The 21,916-nt window shown below is 55.7% G+C and carries 14 protein-coding genes and 1 tRNA gene; 10 read left to right on the top strand and 5 right to left on the bottom strand.

Annotated features, from left to right (window positions below):
- Positions 1-104: 104 nt before the first annotated feature.
- The 5 genes from CA85_RS19280 to CA85_RS19300 all read left to right on the top strand — a co-directional run bounded on the left by CA85_RS19280 (position 105) and on the right by CA85_RS19300 (position 6,379).
- Positions 105-3,602, top strand: a complete 3,498-nt coding sequence (locus CA85_RS19280) for a pyruvate carboxylase (protein ID WP_391564907.1) — start codon at positions 105-107, stop codon at positions 3,600-3,602.
- Positions 3,603-4,179: 577 nt separating this feature from the next.
- A tRNA-Asp gene (locus CA85_RS19285) sits at positions 4,180-4,253 on the top strand.
- A gap of 253 nt (positions 4,254-4,506) precedes the next feature.
- Complete coding sequence (locus tag CA85_RS19290; protein ID WP_146392989.1) at positions 4,507-5,097, top strand: hypothetical protein; 591 nt, start codon at positions 4,507-4,509, stop codon at positions 5,095-5,097.
- A gap of 80 nt (positions 5,098-5,177) precedes the next feature.
- On the top strand, positions 5,178-5,780 hold the full coding sequence (locus CA85_RS19295) for a hypothetical protein (protein WP_146392990.1): 603 nt from the start codon (positions 5,178-5,180) through the stop codon (positions 5,778-5,780).
- A 41-nt stretch (positions 5,781-5,821) separates the two neighbouring features.
- Positions 5,822-6,379, top strand: a complete 558-nt coding sequence (locus CA85_RS19300) for a hypothetical protein (protein ID WP_146392991.1) — start codon at positions 5,822-5,824, stop codon at positions 6,377-6,379.
- 1,020 nt (positions 6,380-7,399) lie between these two features.
- On the opposite strand, the gene CA85_RS19305 is transcribed toward CA85_RS19300, so the two are convergent.
- The 5 genes from CA85_RS19305 to CA85_RS19325 form a co-directional block, all read right to left on the bottom strand.
- On the bottom strand, positions 7,400-8,800 hold the full coding sequence (locus CA85_RS19305; protein ID WP_146392992.1) for a hypothetical protein: 1,401 nt from the start codon (positions 8,798-8,800) through the stop codon (positions 7,400-7,402).
- 110 nt (positions 8,801-8,910) lie between these two features.
- Entirely contained in the window at positions 8,911-9,126 is a 216-nt protein-coding gene (locus CA85_RS19310) for a hypothetical protein (RefSeq protein WP_146392993.1), read from the bottom strand.
- A 517-nt stretch (positions 9,127-9,643) separates the two neighbouring features.
- Entirely contained in the window at positions 9,644-12,763 is a 3,120-nt protein-coding gene (locus CA85_RS19315) for a sulfatase-like hydrolase/transferase (RefSeq protein WP_146393044.1), read from the bottom strand.
- Between the two features lie 143 nt (positions 12,764-12,906).
- Complete coding sequence (locus CA85_RS25085) at positions 12,907-13,317, bottom strand: hypothetical protein (RefSeq protein ID WP_186775066.1); 411 nt, start codon at positions 13,315-13,317, stop codon at positions 12,907-12,909.
- A 29-nt stretch (positions 13,318-13,346) separates the two neighbouring features.
- Positions 13,347-14,879 (bottom strand): sulfatase family protein, encoded by a 1,533-nt coding sequence (locus CA85_RS19325; RefSeq protein WP_146392994.1) that lies wholly within the window; start codon positions 14,877-14,879, stop codon positions 13,347-13,349.
- A gap of 292 nt (positions 14,880-15,171) precedes the next feature.
- On the opposite strand from CA85_RS19325, the gene CA85_RS19330 reads away from it, so the two are divergent.
- Genes CA85_RS19330 through CA85_RS19350 form a run of 5 tightly spaced genes read left to right on the top strand, consistent with a single transcriptional unit; the run spans position 15,172 to position 21,649 of the window.
- Positions 15,172-17,619 (top strand): DUF1592 domain-containing protein, encoded by a 2,448-nt coding sequence (locus tag CA85_RS19330; protein ID WP_246112980.1) that lies wholly within the window; start codon positions 15,172-15,174, stop codon positions 17,617-17,619.
- A gap of 10 nt (positions 17,620-17,629) precedes the next feature.
- On the top strand, positions 17,630-18,925 hold the full coding sequence (locus CA85_RS19335) for a DUF1552 domain-containing protein (RefSeq protein ID WP_146392996.1): 1,296 nt from the start codon (positions 17,630-17,632) through the stop codon (positions 18,923-18,925).
- Complete coding sequence (locus tag CA85_RS19340; RefSeq protein WP_146392997.1) at positions 18,922-19,464, top strand: sigma-70 family RNA polymerase sigma factor; 543 nt, start codon at positions 18,922-18,924, stop codon at positions 19,462-19,464. Before CA85_RS19335 ends, CA85_RS19340 begins: the two co-directional genes overlap by 4 nt.
- Before the next feature lie 31 nt (positions 19,465-19,495).
- The gene (locus CA85_RS19345) at positions 19,496-21,121 is read left to right on the top strand and encodes a FecR domain-containing protein (RefSeq protein ID WP_186775059.1); all 1,626 of its coding nucleotides are present in this window, start codon (positions 19,496-19,498) and stop codon (positions 21,119-21,121) included.
- A 9-nt stretch (positions 21,122-21,130) separates the two neighbouring features.
- Entirely contained in the window at positions 21,131-21,649 is a 519-nt protein-coding gene (locus CA85_RS19350) for a transposase (RefSeq protein ID WP_261344718.1), read from the top strand.
- Positions 21,650-21,916: the final 267 nt, after the last annotated feature.

The following is a 21,916-nucleotide window of genomic DNA, read 5'->3' on the forward strand; positions in this document are numbered from 1 at the left end:
GATTCGAGTGGGCGAGATCGGGTTGGGGAGTTTCGCCTGGGACCTCGGATTCGTTACGCTTTGTGAGTCTCTGAACCTGTTTCTTCCTCCCGCTTTCGATCTGCATGATGTCTGCACCCGCTGATGCTGTCGCCTCGACCGATTCTGTCCGCCCGGTACGCAAATTACTGGTGGCCAACCGCAGTGAAATTGCGACGCGTGTCTTCCGCTCGGCAACAGAACTGGGGATTCGCACCGTTGCTATCTACTCGCACGAAGATCGCTATGCGCTGCACCGGTTCAAAGCGGATGAGGCCTACCAGATTGGCCAGCCCGGAGAGCCGATCCGCTCGTACCTGAACATCGATGCGATCGTTGACATCTGCAAACAACACGACGTCGATGCGGTCCATCCCGGCTATGGCTTCCTGTCGGAGAATCCGGAATTCGCGCAAGCACTCGACGATGCCGGGATTCTGTTTGTCGGTCCGAGCGTCCGGTCGCTGCGAGATTTGGGGGACAAGACCAGTGCCCGGAGTTTGGCCGAGGTCGCCGGCGTGCCCGTGCTCAGCGGGACGGCGGGAGCGGTATCGTCACTCGACGAAGCCGAGAAGGCCGCCGAAAAGCTGGGGTATCCGATTATCCTGAAGGCGTCCAAGGGCGGTGGAGGACGCGGCATGCGGGTCGTCCAGAAACCGGAGGAACTCGCTGGTTCACTCGAGACGGCTCAGCGGGAAGCCAAGACGGCATTCGGCAGCGACGAGGTCTTTTTAGAGAAATTTGTGCAGCGGGCCAGGCACCTCGAGGTCCAATTGCTCGGTGACCGACACGGCAATCTCGTCCACCTCTGGGAACGCGACTGCAGCGTCCAACGTCGCCATCAGAAAGTTGTCGAACTCGCTCCCGCACCGAACTTGCCACCGCAAATGCGGATCGACCTGTGCGAAGCGGCGCTGAAGATCGGACGCGCCGTGGGCGGCGGCGGAGGCTATGAGAATGCGGGCACTGTCGAGTTCCTGCTCGATGTCGATGAGAACAAATTCTACTTCATCGAAGTCAATCCCCGCATCCAAGTCGAGCACACGGTGAGCGAGGAGGTGACCGGGATCGATGTCGTCCGCAGCCAAATCCTGATCGCCCAAGGCAATCCGCTCGGCAGCGACGAAGTGGGATTGGGGTCGCAAGAGGCGATCCGCACCAATGGCTTCGCGATGCAGTGCCGCGTGACGACCGAAGACCCCGCCGCTGATTTCCGGCCCGATTATGGACGGATCAGCCATTATCGCTCCGCTGCGGGTTTAGGCATTCGGCTCGATGCGGGTAGCGCCTATAGCGGTGCGGTCGTCAATCCTTTCTACGACTCGATGCTCGTGAAAGTCACCGCCCGCGCCCCGACGCTCGCAGCGGCCGCATCGCGAATGGACCGCGTCCTGCAGGAGTTCCGGGTGCGAGGCGTGAAAACGAACATCCCCTTCCTGCTGAAACTGGTCAACCATCCGACATTTTTGGCGGGTGAAGCAACAACGCGACTGATCGACACGACGCCGGAGCTGTTCCGTTTGCCTCGCCGCCGCGACCGGGCGACCAAACTGCTCACCTTCCTGGCCGAGACGATCGTCAACGGCAACACGCTCGTCGCCGATCGCCCGGTCGCCGTGCGGACCGAGCCCGCACCGATCCCCGCTTTTCCAAAACGCCCCACGCCACCGCGTGGAACCGCCGACATCTTCCGCGAGGAGGGTATCGAAGGATTGACCCGCTGGATCGGTCAACAGAAAGGGCTGTTGATCACCGACACCACCATGCGTGACGCGCATCAATCCCTCCTGGCCACGCGGGTTCGCAGTTTCGACATGCTGCAAATTGCCCCTGCGTACGCTCATCTGGCCCCGGAACTCTTCTCGCTGGAGATGTGGGGCGGGGCAACGTTCGACACCAGCATGCGGTTTCTCAAAGAATCCCCTTGGCAACGGCTCGCTGATCTCCGCGCCACCGTGCCCAACATTCTCACTCAAATGTTGCTGCGGGCCAGCAACGCGGTGGGGTACACGAACTATCCCGATAACGTCGTCCGTGTCTTCGTCCGCGAAGCCGTGCAGGCTGGCATGGATATCTTCCGTGTCTTCGACGCGTTGAACTGGGAAGAGAACATGCGTGTCGCCATGGATGCGGTCTTGGCCGAAGGCGGTATCTGTGAAGCCTCGATTTGCTACACCGGCGACCTGCAGAATCCATCGCGCACCAAGTACAACCTCAAGTACTACGTCGACCTGGCGAAGAAACTCGAGGCTGGTGGCGCTCATCTGCTTGCGATCAAGGACATGGCGGGGCTGCTCAAACCAGCGGCCGCGGTGACGCTGATGCGTGCCCTGCGCGAGGAGATCGGTATCCCCATCCATCTCCACACGCACGACACGGCTGGCATTCAAGCTTCCACGCTGCTCGCCGCTGCCGGGGAGGGACTGCAGATCGCTGATGCGGCTTTGGCACCGATGTCCGGTGGCACCAGCCAAGTGAACCTCAACACGCTCGTCGAAGCCCTTCGCTACACCGATCGGGAATCATCGCTCGACACCACGGCGCTGACGAACCTGGCAACCTATTGGCAGGCCGCCCGCGAGTTTTATCGTCCCTTTGAAAGCGACGTGCTACCCGCGACGGGCGACCTCTACGAACATGAAATGCCCGGCGGGCAATACACCAACCTGTTCCAACAAGCCCGCGCTCTCGGGCTCGCCGATCGCTGGTCAGGGGTCTGCCGCGCCTACGCCGACGTCAATCGCTTGTTCGGCGATATCGTCAAAGTCACGCCGACGAGCAAAGCCGTTGGCGACATGGCCTTGTTCTTGGTCGCTAACGACATGTCCGCCAGCGATGTGCTGACGTCGGGTAAACAACACGCCTACCCCGCCAGTGTGCTCGATCTGATCGGCGGCCGGATGGGCCAACCACCCGGAGGTTTCCCCGCCGACGTCACCAAGACCATTTTGGCCGGTGAGGCGCCGCTGAAGGACCGCCCCGGGGCCAGCATGCCGGCAGCCGATATGGACGCTGCCCGCGAGAAAGCCGCTGAGCTGACCAAGGAAAAACCGAGCGATCGGGATGCCGTCACCTATCTGCTCTACCCTAAGGTTTTCGAAGAGTTCGCCGCCCACCGCGAGAAGTACGGGGACGTCGCTCCCTTGCCCACGACGAACTTCCTCTACGGCCAAAAACCTGGAGATGAGATCGCCGTCGACATCGAGCCCGGCAAACGCTTGATCGTCAAATACCTCGCCGTGGGCCAACCCCACCCCGACGGCAGTCGCACGGTGTTCTTCGAACTCAACGGCCAACCCCGCGAGGTCGCCGTCATCGACCGGTCCCTGGACGTCCAGGTCAAAGCGGCCGTCCAAGCCGACGCCCAGGACCCGACGCACATCGCCGCCTCGATGCCCGGCATGGTGATCACCGTCGCCGTGGCGGAAGGTGACAAGGTCAAAGCCGGTCAAAAACTGTTTGTGCTCGAGGCGATGAAGATGGAAACCACCATCAACGCCTCCATCGACGGGGTGGTGGAAACCATCCACACCCCACCGGGCACCCAGGTCGAAGCCGGCAACCTGCTCGCGATCGTCAAATAGACGGGCGGATTGCGTCGATTCATTCGACGCTGGCACCACAATATTGAGCCGAGCGCCCTCAGACGCTCGGTAGCGCGGCCTACCCGGCCGCATACGCGACGCGTGATCAATAAGTGGCGAATTTTGCGAAAGCTTTTCTGTGGTGGACAAGGCGACGAGCTGTGGATCCCCCGCAAGTTTCCCTACGCCGAAGGCGTTGAAGAAAATAGCCGGTGGCTGGAGCGCAGCGAACACCACCGGAACAGATACGAAACGCAGAAGCCGACCCCGAATGGGGTTGAAGACCATTCACGATGAGGCCTGCTACCCACTGCGGGGTCGGCGTTCGATGACCAACGAACCACCGTAGGAGACGCTGCGCTGACCTACGGCGATTCTCGATCATTCCTGACGAGACTCGGGAGAATCAGCACAATCCCACCCGGCGAAAACATGAAATTTCGAGAATTTTGGATCTCTGCCCTGACCCCCATTGCATGACACAGCAGCACGGATATACTTCCACCCACACGAACGAAGGAGCCACCCAAGCCACCTTCGCTCGTCGCCTTTTCAGGAAGGCATCGCCTCATACGAAGGCGCGGTAGCTCAATTGGTTAGAGCCCCGGACTGTCGATCCGGAGGTTGCGGGTTCGAGTCCCGTCCGCGTCGCTTCTTCAAAAAACCGCGTTAGCAAATTCGCTACCGCGGTTTTTTTCGTTATTGAAGGCTGGCAGCGCAGGCTAGACGTTGATCCAGTACTCGCGACAAATGCGGGAAGCGGTCTCGGCCGGTCTTTCGAGAATTCATGACGCGGGAGGGAACTCGGGCTTGGTTTCCCACGCTACAATGCGGTAACAGGAACTGCCAGTTGTTCCGCACAGATTGCTGAGTGAACTAACAATTTTTCAAATCGCAGCAAGCCGTGTTCGAGATCGAATCCGCCAAGATCGTTCTGCTGGGGAGTTTCAACCCTTACATCATCTCCCCTGAGTGGCTGAAGGAGAGGTCCATTTGGACCCCTTCGGACGTTCGCCGTAACCTCGGTGGGGGCGCTCGCGATGGCGCGCAGTTCCGCGGTGACGGAACGGAATGGATTGTTACGGCTGAGCGACTTGTCATCGCATCGGTGACGACTGACTGCGGTTTGCTTGTCGATGGACTTCTGGCCGTGTTGCCACATACGCCACTCTCGGCAGTTCTCTCGAGCTTTGCATTTGCGATCACACCAAGTGATAGCAACGCCGAAACGACCCACGACATATTTGACGCAATCAGAGCGAGGACTCCAAGAGGCTTCGATGCGGAGTTGCTACGCTGGGGTGTTGTTTTGCATCGCGATCAAACTCGAATCGATTTAACATTTGTAAGTGGCGAGCAAGGCGTGACCGTTGCGGTGAACCATCGCCGTACTGCTCGAACCGCAAACGAAGCGAGGCAGGCGGGCAACAAGTTCATTGGCGATCGCGACGTCTCCGAACAACTGATCCGTGACATGGCTCGTCCCTCCGCTTAGCCCAACGCAGGTTTCGTCCAACTGCTCTACATTCCATTGATACTCCGGTAATCCCTTCCTCTCTTTCGCCAAAGCAACCGATGTCTTCCGTACTCGACGATCCAGCTGACCAGTGGATGAATGACGAACAGACTCGAGATGGGGAGCTCGAAGGAGAGCATGGTCGCTTCTGTATGATTTTTCGTCACTATGCAGCAGCTTCCGGGGATCGACGACGTGAATTGCGAAACGAATTGCTCGAGTACTTGAAGTTCAGCCCACAAAGCGAGTCCCTCATCACGGAGCTAATCGCTCTCGCCGTTGACCATCATTCTCCGGACCGCCTGTACCTCGCAATCGATATTCTGCCACAGCTTGGCGACAGACTGTTCGAGTACGCTCACACGTTTTTGATTCGCGATGTTGATCGCTGGAATCAGGTCTATTCGAGTCGCGCCTACGAGCCCGATGACGATTACTGGTTTGTGCTATTGAGATCGGTTGGACAAGCAGACATCGCGGAAGCAACCAAGCTGATGTTCATTACGTCGTGTTTAATCGAAAGCAACCGCGGAATCGCCGAAGCCGTGGTAGAGGCTTTAGGAGATATCGATTCAGGGGCTGCTTATGATGCATTGCGTCGGCTGACGACCGAGCAAGACCGCTTTATCGCGGAACTGACGCAAAATGCTCTCGACGAGTAACGCGTTTGAGTTGGGTGGGTGACTTAACGACTCGGTGTGAGATGATGTTTGACGAAAAATCGATTGATTTAGGCGGTCTCTGGCTTGATGAAGCAACGAAAGCAGGCAGATCGCAAACGCTGTATCTTCAAAAGTTGGGCAGACAGAGCGACTGGGGACACGAAACCGACCCAATCGATACCCGGGTTGAGTCAGCCGTCGCTGCTGTTTTTCGTCCGGACGACTCCGCATTCAGTCTCTATCAAATCGGATCTTACCCAGAACTATCGAGTGTCATTGCAGGATTACCCGCCAACCGCGAGAAGCCGCGCCAGAACATTGACGTCATCGTCTTCACACACGCCGAACTGGTGTCGGCAGGCATCACGGTTCTATCGGACGTTCCCGGAGAACTGGGGTGTGTTGCTGCCAATCGACTTCACGTTGATATCGAATCAGACAACCGAGACTCGTACGCGACACTTTGCCGCCAGGCGATGAGTGGTGGCAGGACCGTTCGCAGGTTCAAAAAGAAAAGCGAGGTTTCCCAAATCGTCTCCGCGCAAGAAGCATACGGTTGCGAGGCATTCGCAGGAAATGGAAATTGCCCCTGTCACTGAGTGTTCTTCGAGTCTTGGCTACCAGACACTCATGCAGTTTATATCGAATCACCCAGCTTGCATTTCCCAGATCTTTGCCGCAAGCCTAGAACTGAGCCGCCTCTCAACTGAATAAAGTCCAATTCCTGGCAATAGTGCTGTGTCCCTCGGACCATTGCATCGAGTCGACACACTAGGACCACCCGGCCACGCTACAAAACAATCGCTCACCAGTTCACATCACTTCGCCAAATCCAGGCCAAGTCGGACCAGAACCGGTGACACACCTGCGTCGTCTTCTTCATCCTTTCCTTCTGCAAGTTGTCTACGCACTGCGACTTGAAGGAAACTGGATGGGGACGGAAACTGGATGGGGACAGAGCACTTTGGCAAGTTAGTCGACGCTGGCGTAATTGAACGATGTGCGCGTTGGGGTGACCGTAGTGCCAGCGGTGTTCGCGCGTAACGATTCGCACCTCGTTCTTGACTGGGCGCGCCGACCTCAGCACGTCCCCCCCTGTACTCCAGTTCCTAACAACCTCACGATTAACCGGACAAGCGTGAGTCGATCCCGAAATTGGCGACGAGTTGTTGCAAATATACTTCGATCGAGACCTTCCGGTTGTCGAAGTGCTCGCCGGAGAGTGGATCCTCCCTCAGCGGAAAGCACCTGCGGCAAACGTGGGTGGAATCAGGGACGATGGCGACCTCATCGGGAACAACGATTTCTCAGCGTGGCATTCGAAGCTATTACCCACCGCGCCTTCCCAGGAACTTTGCCGCAAGGCAAAATCTCGGCCCACCCATCAACTGAGTGATGTCAAATTCCGGGTAAAAGTGCTGTGTCCCTCAGCCACTTTCAAAAGCCTCCGTGTGTGAATTGCAACCCACGTGAAGGATGCAGCACTTTCCGCTATGTTCAAACCTCGTACATGGTCAGCTCAATTGAGGTTGTCGAGAGTCGGTGAGTGGCGGTGCGAAGTAAGGGGCTGAGCAGTGATGATAAAAATGACACCAAAGTTTTCAGACCGTTTGATTTAGCTACTCTTTGGTCTGCTCTACGTTACCGCTGTCGGTGGCACGTTCAATGCGAATATGTTCTGGACCACGACTTTTATGTTCGTGCTCGACGACGGCGTCGGAGTTTTGGCGGTCAGCAGACAATTGCTTCAGCTTCATCTTCCTCAAGCGAATATCGGTTTTAAGTCTATCTCCGTCCGATGGGAGATCGAGGAATGTGTGGAGCTCGGAGACGTTCTTGAATTGGGTGCACGTTCTAAGACAAAAGAAGAGCAGGCCATGGACACAACGAAGTAACATGAACATCGACTGCGGCGTAGTTGCACCTCGCAAGTCATGAATCATCTGATTCCGAAGTATCCGGAGGTGAGCGAGGATTGTCTTCTTTTCGTTCGGATGGGCGAAAGCGTTTACGGTTCGCTTTATCAGCCGATCATAGTTCATTTGCCCATCAGTGCCGCAGCCAGAAAGGCTTTCGAGCACGGCCCAGAGATTGGGGTAAATCTCCAAATGGTGCGATGAATCCAGAGCAATCGTGTAGTTGATGAGGTTGGTCTCAATGATGTCGGCATAGCTACATTTGGTAAGGTTTCGCAGCAACCACTTCTCTTGCTGTCGGTAAAATACGACTTCGTCGTCGGTGTAATAACTCGGTCGTCCCGGGTAGTCCATCGCAACAAATGGGTTTTGGTACCACCAATTTTGAATGACCGGCCCTGACGCTTCCGCGTGAGACGTCTGCAGTGGCCCTAGCCGGATGGGATTTATCGGCGTCGGAGTTGGTGACGAGTGGCGTGACTGCAAGCCCGCTTGTGCAGAGAAGTTCCAAATCGATCTAAGAAGATTGATTGACCGAAAAGCTTTTGACGCTGCTTCGGCCGAGTCTCTCGCATCCACCCGTATCGTCGCGTAGTACCACTCCGGTTGGTCTTGATGAATCCCAAGTGACTTGAGTTGACGCGAATAATGCTCCGAAGTCGGTGCATGCTTTTGGCGGATTTCAGAAAAACACACAGTCCCATCAGCAACCTTCACCCTCTGCGGCAACTTGGTTCCAATATCTATCGATATCTGCGTGAAAAGAAAGTGCGGCGTCCTTCGTGTGCGACGGTATTTCCGTTCGTTAGCGGCAATGCAATGGTCAATGCTTTTCGGTGTGATTTTATTGCTGTCTGATTCCTTCGCAATTTCGAAGAGGCTGCTCTGGATGATGTTGTGGCAATTGTGCGCCGACACGTCGTGATGAAACCTGTAGCTGTGGCTCAGCAGTTCGCAAACGTCTTGGAAATACGGTTCAGTACTACTAAAAGCAATCGACGTAGTTGTACCGTCAGACGGTCGGCGATTCTTTCGGATTAACTCTGCGGCCAACTCGAGGTGCTTCTCGTGACGCCCACTGCGGTTTGATCGTGTTTCAGACATCTGGGAAAAGGACTCTCAAGTGTGTGCGATAGAAATTAGGGTTCTTCTCGGAATTTAGTGGCAGATAGCCGATTTTAGCTGGTTTTTGTAAACTGGTGGGATGAACAGTCTCAACGAACATTACCGTGATCTTCTTGGCCTCGATGATTCTTGGACAGTGTCCAAGACTTGGATCTGCGTTTGGCGCAGTCGACCGAAACGACACCAAAGTGAGAGGGACCGACCGCCTCGACTCGCTGCTGAATCACCCCAGCTGGCTTGCCGATGTAACGGGCCTGATTGGATTTTGACGATTTTGACGAACGTTTCTTGGTGGCGATTGCCATATCGGAGTTCCTTGATTGAAGGGAAAGTGAATTCCTTCAATGAAAGCACTCAGAATGCGCCCCTGGTAGTTTTTTAGGCTAACTTGGGGACATACCAGGCATGGCTCTCGTATCCAATGATCGTTCAAAAATGCGTCCCTGACGAACAAACGCTCGCCAGGGACCGACAACACCATTGTCGTACCGCTTTTGCAGGGAAACGCTGGCGACCGAGATATCCCTTGCCAAGCCAGCACCTCTGCAGAGCTCGGCTCCGTTTCTCCCGGCAGTGCCAGTCTAACATTGATAATCACATCCCACAAATCAATCCTTGGATACGGGAGCCATGCCTTGAAAACCTCGGGCGCACGCTTCCGTCGGATGAGCCGACTTTGGTCCAAGACTCCCATGATGAACAAGACGTTCGGCGGCGAGTCGGTTTCTTCTGCACACACCGCTGGCATCAGCGAGAGCGTGAACAGCAACGTCGCGAGTGTCCGCATGACTTGGTTGCACCGAGAGAGCGTCGACTTATTGATCATTGGACGCCTGAGTATTGCTGCACGCTCATCTTCTGTTCCCATTGGATCAGCTCGTCAGTGAGTTGGCGAACTACCGATTGGTTTTCACTCGCGACGTCGTGTTTCTCAGAGACATCTTTCACCACGTCGTAAAGCTCTACTTTGCCGCTTCGGTAAGCCAACATGTTCCAGTCGCCCTTCCGAACGGACGCATAAAGATCCTGGTAGGCGCGGTAGCCAAACAGTGGACTCGAGCGTTCCAGTGAATGCTTTCCATTCAAAAGCGGGGCCAGTGAAACGCCATCAAGATCGCTGTGAGATTCAGGATCGCCGCCCGCAATTTCAACGATGGTGGGGAAAAGATCGGTCGATTGAACCGGTATGTCGGATTTCGCGCCAGCATCCGTTTTGCCAGGCCAATGAATCATCATGGGAACGCGGACTCCGCCTTCGCAGAGCGTGTCGACTCGTTTATTGCCGCGAAGTGGAAGGTTCTCGTACCAGCTTCCTTGATCCGAAAGGAACACGAGGATCGTTTCCCTCTCGATTCCCTTACTTGAAATCGCCTCTCGAATCCTGCCGACCGACTCGTCGACGGCTTTGACTTGGGCTGCATAGATCGCGTCTGATTCCGCGTAACCCTTGTCCAAAAAATATTCGACTAGGTCGGGCCGTCCAATCGGTGGCCGATGGACACCGTAGTACCACAGCGAAAGCATGAATGGCTGATCACGCTCGTATTCGGATAGGAACCGGACTGATTCGTCGGTGAGCACATCCGTGAGATGTTGGCTTTTGGCGTCCGTGAGTACGTCGGTGTTTTTGAAGAATGGCGAGTTGTATGACTTCGGGTGGCCAAAGTTTGTGGTTCCAAACTGCGAGTCAAAGCCTTGATGAACAGGATGGTACGGCTCGTGACCTAAATGCCACTTGCCGACGAATTGGTTGTAGTAGCCCAGTTCGCGGAGTGCTTCGGCATAGGTTGTGTGTTCAAGCGGCAGCCAGTTGCGACAGGGGAACCTGGCTGGATCACCTTCCCAGTGGTTGTACTCGACATCGGTGCGTCCCCACGTGTCGAAATCCTCGTTCTTCGATCCTGTCGGAATGTGCCGAACCATCTGTAGTCGCGCCGGATGTTGCCCGGTCAGTAGCGTCGCTCGACTTGGACTGCAGGTTGGACTGGCGACGTAAGCTCGTTGAAAATCCAGCGACTGGCCCGCCAATCGGTCAATGTTTGGTGTTTCAAATTTTGCGTTGCGATATCCCAGGTCGTTCCAACCCAAATCATCGACGAACAGCAAAACGATGTTCGGATTCTTCGCCTTCGCTTGGGCATTGTCATCCGCAGACGGCGATGCAGCATCGATCCCTTGGTTCGCATCAAGTTGCACATCCTCGCTGTTCTCGGAAGAGATGACGCTGAGGTTTCGATCGAATCCGTCCGCATCATTGCTGTTGATCGTGACGTTTTGACAATACTCCAGGTCAATCGACGGCCCCTCGTTCGCTCCGGGGTAGTCGTCGTTCAAAACGACCTGGTTCCCAGTGATGGTGAGTCCTGACACGGAGGCCGCTTTGGCGATCAATCCATTGAATCCAGAAATGGTATTGTCTGTGAAGTGAATGTTTCGGTGGTACCTTTGGTCACCCCAACGTTGTTCGGACGTGAGCAGCGGCGATGCCAGCAACGGATAGCATTGATTGACCGAAAAGCCAATGTTCTCGAAGCGATTGCGCCGAATGGTGACATCGTCGACCGCGCCTGACTCGTACCACTTGTTATTGTCGCCTTCGATCAGGATGCCGTGCATCTGTGACGAGAATAGGTTGTCTTCAATCAGGACCTTTCCCTTCGTCGTCACCAAGATGCTGCGAGCCCGGTTTTCGCGGATCGTGGTGTTGCGAACGACAAGATCGGGATACCACGTCAAATTCTCGACTGAGAGGGCAACGTCGGGCAATTCGTCGGGAAGGTCGGCAAGCGTGATAGCGAAGCGGTGTTCGTTGAGCGGTTGAACAGCCTCGATCGTGGTTTCATGAAAAGGCAATAACGTCTCGCGTGACAACAAGGCGACCTTGTCGCCCGGTTGAGCAAAGGTGAGTCCCCACTGTTGAAAGTGACTGATCTCGCACAGCAGCCTTCGCTCGCCAAGACCCTCGATGACTTTGACGTACGCACCATGAACGTTGATGCCATCGTCGAGCATGTGCTCGAAGAGACAATTTTCGATCCGCACCGTTCCTTTGCAGCCGATGAAGTGAGTGGCATCGGCACGTGTTGCCGCCAATCGTTCCTCATTGGATGTCACGACCATGCCGTCGAGGGAGATGTTGTCGGTTCGTTCGACGATCAGCCCCATTCCGCCGGCTTCGTGGACCGTGACGTTTTCAATCCGCAGATCATTCGAGTTGGTGACATGAATCGCAGGGCAAAGGCGACTGGTCGGGTGGACGCCGTAGACGACCAGGACGCTGCCCACCGGCGGTGGCTGCTTGAAGCCCTTCTCGATTGCAAAACGACCCGGTCCGATGGCAGTGAATTTCGCTTTCTTTTCATTCAAACGATATTCGTTGGTTCGATAGATCGGCGAATTCGTTTTAGGGTCGAAGACGATGTTGGAACCGACGGGATCGTCTTGACCGTATCGGTGAAAGCGGATCTCGCCGCCCGCAATCGTGTAGGGATAGGCTTCGGCATCGGTCTCGACCACGCAGCGTTTCTCCGCGGCGTCGCTCCCGACGACATGAAGTTCGGCGTGAAAGGACTGAGTCCAGTCGATCGTGAAGTTTTTCAAGGTGACTTCGCTGCCACCGTCGACGGTGAACGGCACCATGCGTCCATGAAATAGAAACGTGGAGCCGCCGCCATCGATGGTCAGTGAATCACGACCAAATATTGGAAATCCGAACCGCTTCAGCCCGTTGTCGTGATTGGCGACCGCTCGGTAGCTCTCGAAGGCGTTGTCGGGGTGAAAGTCATAGACACCCTTGGGAAATGAGAGCGTGACGTCCTTGCGGTCCCGCACTGATTCCAGCAGATCCCTGACTGCGAGCGTCACATCTCTGCCAGGTACGATGCCGTGGTCGGCGACGTCAATGGTTTCTGCGGCGACTGTTGACGTGGCGGCTGTTGACATGGCTAAGCAAGCCAACCCGAGAATGAGAACTCTCAATAAATCGTTGCAGTTCATGGCGTTGGTAAACAATGGTGTTGATAAGTTCGGGGAAAATGAATGCCGTGGATCGCTCCTGGCTTCGGCACATTGGCCCGGCAACGGTTTCATGCGTCAAACAGTTCATCGATGGTTCCGGTCGAATCGCCAAAAGAGGCCGCGTTGGCGTCTTCCGGAACTGGATTGCCCGCCAGCTCTTCGACCGGCTTCCCCGTTAACTTGCCTCGATTGACAAAGATGCGTTCCAACTCACCTTCAAACAGAATTCCGTTGCCGTGTGCCAGGTGCGACGAATCGACATCGCACAACGCGACCAGATCGGCAAACGTCTGACCGACCGGAGCCGTGCGAGTGTCATTGCCGCCAACCCCAATCAATGCAAATCGTCGTCGCTCGTTGGGCGACGCTGCCAATGCTTGACGGGTTGGTGCAGTCCAAGGAATCAGTGAGCCAGCCTGAATTGCGCTCGCGGCTTTTAAGAATCGTCGGCGGGTGAGGCAATGTTGGAAATCATTCATGAGTTTGCAGTCGGATGGAGTTTCGCGAATCACTTCTCGCGAACTTTCGGTTTTTTCGTAAACGGGATCTCAGGGCGTTTCATGTCGCTGTTGACATCACGAAACACCCATGGCTCCCAAGTCTTCCGCACTTCTCGCCACTGCTGAAGCGTTCGTGTTGGGTACCAAGGAGGAACTCCATTGTCCAGGAAATCATATTCGCCTGCGTGCTCGACAGACCACTGACCGACCGTTTGATCCGCTGTGCGTTCAGCAGGAAAGACGTTCTCGGCACGGAATGCTTCGGAGACTCCCTGGTCACGGATGACTTCGTCTCGCCAACGATTGAGTTCCGCGAGCAATTTCGACTTCACGTCAGCGTATTTTGGATCGTCAGCGACATTGTGGACTTCGTGTGGATCGTCGCGCAGATCAAACAACTCGATAGGTGGCTTCGTGGGTGACATGAACGCGGCTTGTTCCGGTGTGAGCTTCCCTTCCAAATTCAAGACGTTTAATTCGGCCAGCGGCGGATACGCACCCTCTTTGTAGAAACTGAATTGGCAGTAAGCCCGCTCCGGCATCAGATTCAAAATAAGCTTGTGGTCCTTTGACCGGATGCTTCGCATCGCGTCGTGCGTCGTATCCATCTTGTCACGGGCGGCAAAGGTGTACTGACGACTTTTTACGTCATCGCTGAATAGACTCTTTCCGTGAAGTGGCACCGGAGGAGTCACCCCGGCTGCTTCGAGGACTGTCGCACAGATATCAATCGACATCACCAGGTCGCCATTCACCTGCCCAGGCTGAACCTTACCGGGCCAACGCATGACCATCGGTATGCGAGTTCCTTCGTCATACAGAAATTGCTTGCCACGAATGTGGCAGCGTCCGTGGTCGCCGATGAAGAACACAATCGTGTTGTTGGCCAGGCCCTCGTCATCGAGACGTTTCAAAATCGCTCCCACTTCACGATCGACCAGTTGCATTTGCTCGAGCCCATTGGCCCAGTCGCGTCGAATGAAAGGCGTGTCGGGATAGTAGGGCGGAAGTTCAACGTCCTCTATATCAATGGGGCGTTCGGGGTCGCGTGCCCACTTGCGGTGAGTGCCGCCGAACGTGATGCGAGCGAAAAACGGTTGATTGGCGTCACGATTCTTCCAGTCCTTCACATCCATGAACAACTCTTCCTTTTGATCGGGCAGGAAGTTGCAGTCCGTCTTCCAGCTCATCAAAACGGTGTAGTACCCTGCGTCGGCAAGCAGTTGCGGGATCGGCCGAATTCCGTAGGGTAGCGGCTGCTTGTCTTCGGTTCGGTGTTGGTGCGCACCGATATAGTTCTGATGAAACCCCGTCATCATCGCTGATCGAGAGGTCGAGCAAACGGGCGAGGTCGTGAAGGCCCGTTCATATCGAATGCCTTGGGAAGCAAGCCTGTCGACGTTTGGCGTCGCGATCCCCTTCGTGCCGTAGCAAGACAGATCGGGTGACCAGTCCTCAATCGTGATCCACAAAATGTTCGGTCGCTCCGCGACTGAGGTGTTCAGCTCCCCCCCCAAGCAGAAACAAAGCGACGGAAGCAATTAGGCGAATAGATTGCGTCACCATTCAGACCTTCATGAAATTTGGAAGCATTCGTGCTGTCTCGACGCAGAACGAGGTTTTGCGGGAATCAGCATCAGGGACAACGATGAGTGGTAATCGCAGCTCCAACGTAAGTTTGGAATTTATTCTTGGAATTTCTTCCAAAATGAACGGGTTGCCGCGATTACCTATCATCGGATGGCGAACCACCGTTGCCCGTCGGACCATTGTGGTCGAAAAATTGACCTGCCACCTCATTGTTCCCATCGAATCGTGCTCAAACCGCTTGAAGTGACTGAACCTACCAACTTCAAAGAAGCCTTCAGCTTCTCATTCGCGACGCTGCGCGGTATTTGCTGCTTGCTGCTGTTTGGGGTGGCGGCCAATGCGAACGCTGCCGGGCCGCCTGCAAGCATTGCGGAATTTTTAGATTTGAATTGCACTGGGTGTCACGACGCTAGCACGCACGAAGGTGGCCTGGACCTGGATTCGCTCACTCTGACGCTCGAAGATCCCGACAATTTTCACCTTTGGCAGCGAGTGTTCGATCGCGTTGGAACGGGCGAGATGCCGCCGGACGAGGATCTCGACCAAGAGGAAACCACACCATTCCTTGCGAGTCTCCACCAACGATTGAAAGCAACCGATTCTGCTCGGATTGCATCCGAGGGACGTGTGTCTGCAAGACGACTGACACGCTCTCAGTACGAACGCAATGTGTGCGAATTGCTGGCCATCGACATTCCGCTCCGCGATTTCCTACCTGAGGAGTCGTATACCAGAATCTTCGACACGGTTTCTAAAAGCCAACAGGTTTCTGATCACTCGATGGCAGCTTACCTGCAAGCTGCCGATGCAGCGCTCGAGGCCTCATTCAACCGACTGCTGACGGAAACGGAACCACTGAACGTTCGCTTGGACTGGAATCAATTACGACGTGATGAAGAGCGTACAGATCGTGAACCGGAGGGACGCCCTCAACATCAAGACATTGTTTCCTGGTCGACGCGGAAGAACTTCTATGGACGGATGCCGGCCACCAGCGTCCCCACGACGGGTCGCTACCGAGTCCGGATGAGGGTTCGTTCAGTTCACCCGCCGGATGCTGGTCGCGTTTGGTGCAGCGTCCAAAGTGGTGTTTGCAATGCCACGGCTTCAACGATGTATTGGGTTGGAAGCTTCGAGGCGACTGGCGAAACCAGCGAGTACGAATTGGAAGCCTGGATTCGCGAAGGACATATGCTGCGCGTCGTTCCGAATGACCGCGGTCTTCGCCAAGTTCCCGTGCCGATGATCGACGATCCAGCGGGAACCGTCGAGCCGCTGGGAATGCCGGGTGTCTCGATCAAGTGGATCGAGATACGACGCGTTGAGGCCGATCGTGCCGATGTTCAGCGAGCGTTGCTTGGCGACCTAGAGTTGCGCCGGATCGCGACAGACGTCTCGGAAGATGATCAACACGAACCGCAACGATTTGAGATCGAATCGAAAAACCCTGAACAGGATTTACGCAATACGGTTGAGTCGTTTGCCCAGCGAGCGTTTCGTCGACCCGTCACGCAAGCCGAATTGAGGCCCACGATTGAGTTCGCGTTGAAGCGACTGCAGGACGAGGGCAGCATGCTCGATGCTTTGCGAGCGGCGTACCGAACGATCCTTTGCTCGCCACAATTTCTCTACTTCGAGGAAGCACCCGGTGTACTCGACGACTACGCGTTGGCGAATCGGCTTAGTCATTTCCTGTGGGGAATCGGACCTGACGAAGAGCTACGGCAGTGGGCTGCGGCGGGCCGGCTCAGTGATCCAGCCGAGCTGCGCCGTCAGACGGATCGGTTGCTTGACGATTCTCGATCCAAGATTTTTGTTGAAGAGTTCACCGACCAATGGTTGATGTTGCATGAAATCAATAGCACGACGCCGGACAGCAAGCTGTATCCGGAGTACGACGATGTGCTTCATCATACGCTGCCAATGGAAACCTACGCGTTCGTTCACGGACTGATCGAGCATGACCTGCCTGTCCGCAACATCGTGGATTCCGATTTTACTTTCCTCAACAGCAGGCTGGCCCGCCACTACGACATCGAGTGGCCAGGTGGGATGGGAATGCAGCGAGTGAAACTTGGTCCGCTGAGCCGACGCGGTGGCATCATCACACACGCGAGTGTGTTGAAGGTAACGGCGAATGGAACCACCACGTCTCCGATCATTCGCGGCGTCTGGATGCTCGAGAGAGTGATGGGAGAGCATATTCCTCCGCCGCCAGCGAATGTGTCAGCGGTCGAACCTGACATCCGCGGTGCGACGTCGATCCGTGATCAGATTGATAAGCACAAGAGTCTCGATAGCTGCGCTGCCTGCCATGTTAAAATTGATCCTCCAGGTTTCGCATTGGAAAGCTACGATGTGATCGGCGGGTGGCGTGAGCGTTACCGAGCGGTTTCAAGCGGCAAGGGCAAGAAGTGGGTGGATGGAATGCCAGTCGACCCAAGTCATGAATTTGCCAGCGGAGAGTCGTTCGACAGTATCGAGGGCTTGAAACAGATTGTCAGCTCGCGACCAGAGCAACTCGCCAGGGCCTTGGCGACGCATCTGGCAACTTATTCGACGGGAGCCGCACCCACGTTTGCGGATCGCGAGACGCTTGATGCGATCGTTGCCGCCACCGAGTCCACGAACTACGGCGTGCGGTCGCTGATACACGAAGTTATTCAGAGTTCACTGTTCCAACAGAAGTAGCGACCGAAACATGACCCATTTTGCAAAGAACAGCTCGCTATCCCGGCGCAAACTGATCCGCGGTAGTGCAGGCGTGTCGCTGGCTCTTCCTTGGCTCAGCTCGATGGTTCCGGCGTTCGGCCGAGAAGCCTCTTCGGCCGAGTCGCCGCCACGTCGATTCGTGGGGATCAGTAACGCGTTAGGATTCCACGGTCCGTTTCTGTTCCCAAAGAAATCCGGGCGCGACTACGAAACGACGCGATACTTGAAGCCGATCGAGGACCTACGTGAGCATTTCACCATTGTGTCGGGAGCCTCGCACCCGGGCGTGGGCGGTGGCCATAAGGCGGAGCCGTGCATCTTGTCGGCAGCACCCTACAGCGGATCGAACTTTCGCAACACGATTTCGTTAGACCAAGTCATGGTCCGGGAACTCGGGGGCGAGACCCGTTACCCGTCGCTGGTGTTAAGTGCCGACGGAACGACGAGTACTTCGTATACGGCGAACGGGTCGATGATTCCGCCGCAAAACTCTCCTCAGCGACTCTTCGCTCAAATGTTCACGGACGACACACCCGCGTCCCGTATCGCTCAAAAGCAGCGGATCCGCGAAGGCCGCAGCATCATGGATCTTGTCGGCGACGAAGCGAGGGCAATGCAGCGTCGGCTTGGCCCAGGCGATCGCGATAAGTTGGACGCCTACTTTACCAGCGTTCGTGATCTTGAACGTCGCCTCGTCGTGAATCAGGGCTGGGCGGAGCGTCCCAAACCCAAAGTGGACGCAAAGGCACCGGCTCCCGTTCGTGACAACTCGGATACGATCGCGATGCAAACGGCAATGCACGACGTCATTTTTCTGGCATTGCAAACCGATAGCACACGCTTCATCACGATGCACACTGCCGGGAACGGCCAACGGATTCCGCTCGATGGCGTCGAGCAGGGATATCACCAGCTCAGTCATCACGGGCGCGATGAAGAAAAGATCGCGCAGCTAGCCATCATTGAAGAAGCCCAGATGAGATCTTGGGGCGGTTTAGTCCGACGGCTTCATGAGACACAGGAACGCGATGGAACGCTGCTCGATCACACGATGTTGTTACTCACCTCGAATCTCGGTAACGCTTCGGCGCACGACACCAAAAACATGCCAGTCGTCGTTGCCGGCGGCGGATTCAAGCACGGCCAACATCTTGCCTTCGATCGCACCAACAATTATCCGCTGCCCAACCTCTACACTTCGATGCTTCAGCGTCTCGATCTCGAAGTCGACGCATTCGCTAGCGCCACCGGAACGATGCGTGGTCTTGAGATGTTGTCTTCATGAATAATCCTGAAGATCTGAAAACCGATATCGCCAGCGAAGAGGTGTTCATGCAATTGTTCCTGCAATCGGAAAGACGAATCCTTGGATTCATCTTGGCGTTGGTCCCTCACTTGGCCGATGCCGAAGATTTACTGCAAGAGACCTGTTCGATCATGTGGCGCAAGTTCGATCAATTTGAACGCAATACTGATTTCACCGCTTGGGGAATTTCGATCGCTAGGTATCGCGTCCTCACTTATCGCCGCAAGGCGGCTAGCAGTAAGGTTCGCTTCAACGACCAACTGCTTGAGAAAATCGCGGACGCGGCAATCGGTGTTTCGATGAAGAGTGACGAGCGAGCGCTGGCTTTGCAGACGTGTTTGGCAGCGCTTCGCGAGAAGGATCGCGAGCTGATTCGGTTGCGTTACTTTGCCGAGAATTCAACCAAGCAAACTGCCGAGCAACTCGGTCGAAGCGTCGACTCGGTTTACAAGGCGCTCAACCGCGTCCACGATTCGCTGTTGTGGTGCATTCGTCGTTCATTGCTGGGAGAAGTCTGATACAATGGACCAACCACAACACGAACGCCTGATGAAACTGATCGGAATGGTACGCGATGGCGACCTGAGCGACGATCAACAAAGCGAACTGGAGGCGATGCTGGAGCAAGACCCCGGGGCGCTGGCATATTACGTTGAATCCATTGATTTGATCTCGACGTTGCATCGTCAACAAGGGATCGCCGGCGACGATCAAGTGACGCAAACGCCTCAGCCAACCGCACTGCCAGCCGCGCAGGCACCCGCCTCGCCAGCACCGATTGGTTGGTCGTCGGCGTTACAATGGAGCGGGGCTGTGCTCGCAAGCCTGGCAATTGGCGTGTTGGTAGGGCGTTTGTTCTTACCGATCCGTGACAACGTCGCGACACTTCCAGCGAACGTGAATCTGGTGAGTGCGAAGGGAAAGCCTGAGATTGCGACGCTCACCTCGGCATCGGGATGTGTCTGGGGGCCGCCCCCCGCGATGCCCCACGACGCACGCTACGACGTGCCTTACGAGGGCCAGCGACTAACGGCCCGTGCTCTGCGTCTGGCCGAGGGAGTGGCCGTTGTGCATTTCGATTGCGACGTGCGGCTTGTCCTTGAAGGCCCCGCAGATTTGGATTTGGTCAGTGTCGATCGAGCCAGACTGAACCGGGGAAAGGTCGTGTTCACTGGCGAAGGTGACCTCGATCGCTTCACGCTAGCGACTCCGTTTTCAGAGATCCGAGACGAGGGAACCGAATATGCCGTCAGCGTTGAAGAATCGGGGACGGTCGGCGAAATCCACGTCTTCGATGGACGCGTGAGTTACGTCCCCATTGACGAGTCTCCAGCGGATACAGCGGAAACGTCCATTCAAGTCGAATCGGGACAGGCAAGGCGATTTATTGGTTCTCGCCAAGTGGAAACGATCACGTTGGATCCATCGCGGTTTGTGCGGTCACCAATTAGCTCTCGCGGCACAGCGGATTCCGCCACGACAATCGAAACCTTTGCATATGACGCCAAGGCGTTGGTCGGACTTACCGGTGGATGGGGATGGCGAGGGGCTTGGAGCCAGCCGAGCAGGTTCGATTCCAAACAGGGTGCCGTGCTGCGACCGAGCGACTCATTGGCTTGGTCAAAAACACGCACACAAACAAGCGATGGAAGCTTGATCCTTGCGGGAGACACCGGATTGCATCGCACCTTGCAAGATCCGATTCGCATGGATCGCAACGCAGCCTACTACCTCAGCTTTCTGGTTCAGAAACACTCGGCGACTGGTTCCGAGAATTCAAACGGATGGGCCTACCTCACGCTCCGCGATCCGCGAACCGAAGCAGAGAAGATTGCCATTCGACTAACGAGTACTCGAGGAATCCCACGAGTGGCGCACAAGGGCCGAGCTGCGAATGCCACCAACCGACTGAACAACGAAACCGTTTACCTCATCGTGTGCAAAATTTTGGCGAGGCAAGATCAAGAAGACCAAGTTTCGGTTCGGATCTATGGCGATGATGAACCCGTTGATTCGGTAGAACCCTCGGCGTGGACCATCAAGACGCGGCCGGTTGATGACGACAGCGTGTTCAGCGAATTGCGGTTGTACTCAAAGAACAGTGACCCCATCGCGCTCGATAACATTCGTATCGGTCGAACTTGGTCGAGTGTCGCGTCCGAGTATTCGAATTAGATCTACTGAATGCCTGTTCTGGCTAGTCCGTCGTGTCAAGTTGCTCAACCGAGGCCGAGAAACCTCACGCTCCAATGCTGCGTTAGCCCACGACTGGCGGACACCCGAGATTGCTTTTCTTCTGGCTCTTCAGCCAAACAGACCGTGAAGCTGAATGAACTGCTTCAGTACAATCTTCGCAGTGTGAAAGCCTATCTGATGCGAGAAGACTTCCAACGATTCTGGACTTACGAGAGTGCGACGTGGGCGGGAAAGTTTTTGGACCAATGGTGTACTCGGGCCATGCGGTCGAAGATTGAGCTGATGAAAGAGATGGCAGGCACACTGCGTCGCCACCGTGAGCTGATGTTGAATTGGTTTCGGGCCCGGGGAGAGATTTCAAACGGCAGCGCGGAGGGCATGAACAACAAGGCCAAGCTGGCATTAAGAAAGGCCTACGGTTTCAAATCCTACGAAGCGTACGGAATGGCCCTGTATCACCAGCTCGGAAAGCTCCCTGAGCCAAATCGAACCCACCGATTCTGCTAACGAGGCTTTCTTCGAGGGCTAAGCAACACACGATGAATAAGTGTCGGTTTTAGTAGTGGACGAGGCGATGAGTCCTGCGGCTTTGGAATCGTCGCCTCGTCCACTACGACAGAAATTGATCGTGCGTTGCTAAAACACTTTCGTAAGGGGCTTCGTGTTCGTCGGGCGCCGGGTAGCTTAGGGACTAGCGGATGTGCCATGTGTTGTAATGCTCTTCGATGTAGTCAACCACGCTCAGTTCGGCTGCTTAGTGATCGATGAACGCAT

This window comes from Allorhodopirellula solitaria (assembly GCF_007859855.1).
In the GTDB taxonomy this organism is placed as follows: Bacteria; Planctomycetota; Planctomycetia; order Pirellulales; family Pirellulaceae; genus Rhodopirellula; species Rhodopirellula solitaria.